The sequence below is a fragment of the Burkholderia sp. LMG 13014 genome (assembly GCF_905232215.1).
GTDB lineage: Bacteria > Pseudomonadota > Gammaproteobacteria > Burkholderiales > Burkholderiaceae > Burkholderia.
The window spans coordinates 1-1,654 of the sequence record NZ_CAJNKE010000914.1; the positions used below are offsets into that span (position 1 = coordinate 1).

Annotated in this window: 2 protein-coding genes and 1 pseudogene; 2 read left to right on the forward strand and 1 reads right to left on the reverse strand. The window is 67.0% G+C overall.

Annotated elements, in window-relative coordinates; all coding sequences use genetic code 11:
• Positions 1-353 (reverse strand): lysozyme inhibitor LprI family protein (locus tag JYJ84_RS36090; protein ID WP_205190245.1); only part of this gene is annotated, 353 nt, incomplete at its 3' end.
• A gap of 350 nt (positions 354-703) precedes the next feature.
• On the opposite strand from JYJ84_RS36090, the gene JYJ84_RS36095 reads away from it, so the two are divergent.
• Together JYJ84_RS36095 and JYJ84_RS36100 are read left to right on the forward strand one after the other, a co-directional pair.
• Positions 704-1,306 carry a DUF1326 domain-containing protein gene (locus JYJ84_RS36095; RefSeq protein WP_174958406.1) on the forward strand — a complete coding sequence of 201 codons (603 nt, stop codon included), beginning with the start codon at positions 704-706 and terminating at the stop codon, positions 1,304-1,306.
• A 23-nt stretch (positions 1,307-1,329) separates the two neighbouring features.
• A pseudogene (locus JYJ84_RS36100) lies at positions 1,330-1,654 on the forward strand (DUF2182 domain-containing protein); the annotation flags it as partial.

The window sequence follows — 1,654 nt, forward strand, 5'->3', positions numbered from 1 at the left end:
CCCTTCAATGTTTCGGTGCGCGCCTTGGTCAGATCGTCGAGGCAGGTCGACACGACCATCGGATACGCGCTGCCGCCCTCGGCATTCGCGCTGGAGAAGTTGCACTCGGCATCGCGGTACGCGATCCACGCACGCTGCGCATTCACGAGCTTGTCGGCGAGCGGCCGCGCATCGCGCAGGCGCGCGGTGACGGCCTGGTAGGTCCGGTTCAGCTCCCCGTCGGATTTCTTGTAGGCGCGATCGGCACATGCCGTCATCGCCGCCTGATCCGTCGCGTCGGCACAATTCGACTGCGCATGGGCGACGTTCGCCGCCAGCGCCAGCGAGCACAGCAGACCGGTCAAGACACGCATGGATGCTCCTGGTTGTTCGTTGAGGTCGGGGAACCCGGTGCCGGGCTTGCCGCGCTGACGCGCATCGCGCCGCCGCCGTGCCGCGGCGACACCGATCGCGATGCTAGCGCACGCGCGCTGGCTTGTCAGCCGGTGTCGCAGCACGCGACGGCTTGCATAACGGCCTTGCGCACCTACACTGGAAAATCGATACGCCGCTTCAGGCCCGCGCTATCGCATCCATCCCGTCTCCGCTTCCGCGCATTCCTCTGCGCATTTCGCGTTCGCATCGCCGAGCGGGGTGACGATTCGTCAGTCAGCTTCCTCCCCCCAGCCCAACGTGCATTCGCCGTCGCTCCCTGGAGGGAATCATGAGCTATCACCTTGAAGGCCGTCTGCTCGAGGTCTGCAACTGTCGCGTACTCTGTCCGTGCTGGATCGGCGAGGATCCGGATTTCGGCGTCTGCGACACGATCGTCGCGTGGCACGTCGACAAGGGCGCCGTCGACGGCGTCGACGTGAGCGGCAACACGATCGCCGCCGTGTGCCGCGTGCCGGGCAACATCCTGCAAGGCAACTGGACAGCTGCGATCTATCTCAGCGACACGGCGTCCGAGGCGCAGGAGCAGGCGCTGCTCAAGGTCTACACGGGCCAGGCCGGCGGCCCGATCGCCGATCTTGCGAAACTGATCGGCAAGGTCGTGTCGATCGAACGCGCCCCCATCACGTTCAACGTCGAAGGGGCACGCGGCACGCTGTCGATCGGCACCGACTACCACGCGGAACTCGAGCCGTACCTCGGCCCGAGCGGCGCGCAGACGACGCTGACCGACACCGTGTTCTCGACGGTACCCGGCGCACCAGTGTTCGTCGGCAAGGCACCCGTCTATCGGTCGAAGAATGCGGCGATCGGCATCGACGTCGATCTGAAGAATCACAACGCGCTGCAGAGCACGTTCCTGTTCGACGCGTGAAGCGCGATCGCACGCCAACGGTCATGGCTGCGTCGCTGCATCGGCGCGTGTTTCCGCTCGTGCTCGCGAGTCTCGTCGCGTTCGCGTGGCTCACCCTGTGGGCGTGGACACGCAGTCCGTACGGGCGGTACCTCGACCACGGCGACAGCGCGTTGACCGAACCGTTCAGCGCGCTTTGCCGCGCGCTGCCGGGCGGCTCGCTGTGGCTGCCGGCGGCGTTCGCCGCGGCCGGCTGGACGCTGATGATCCTCGCGATGATGCTGCCGACGACGCTGTCGCTGTTCGATGCGTTCGCCCGCGTCGTCGCGAGCCGCCCCGACCAGACACGCCTGCTCGCGCTCGTCGGCG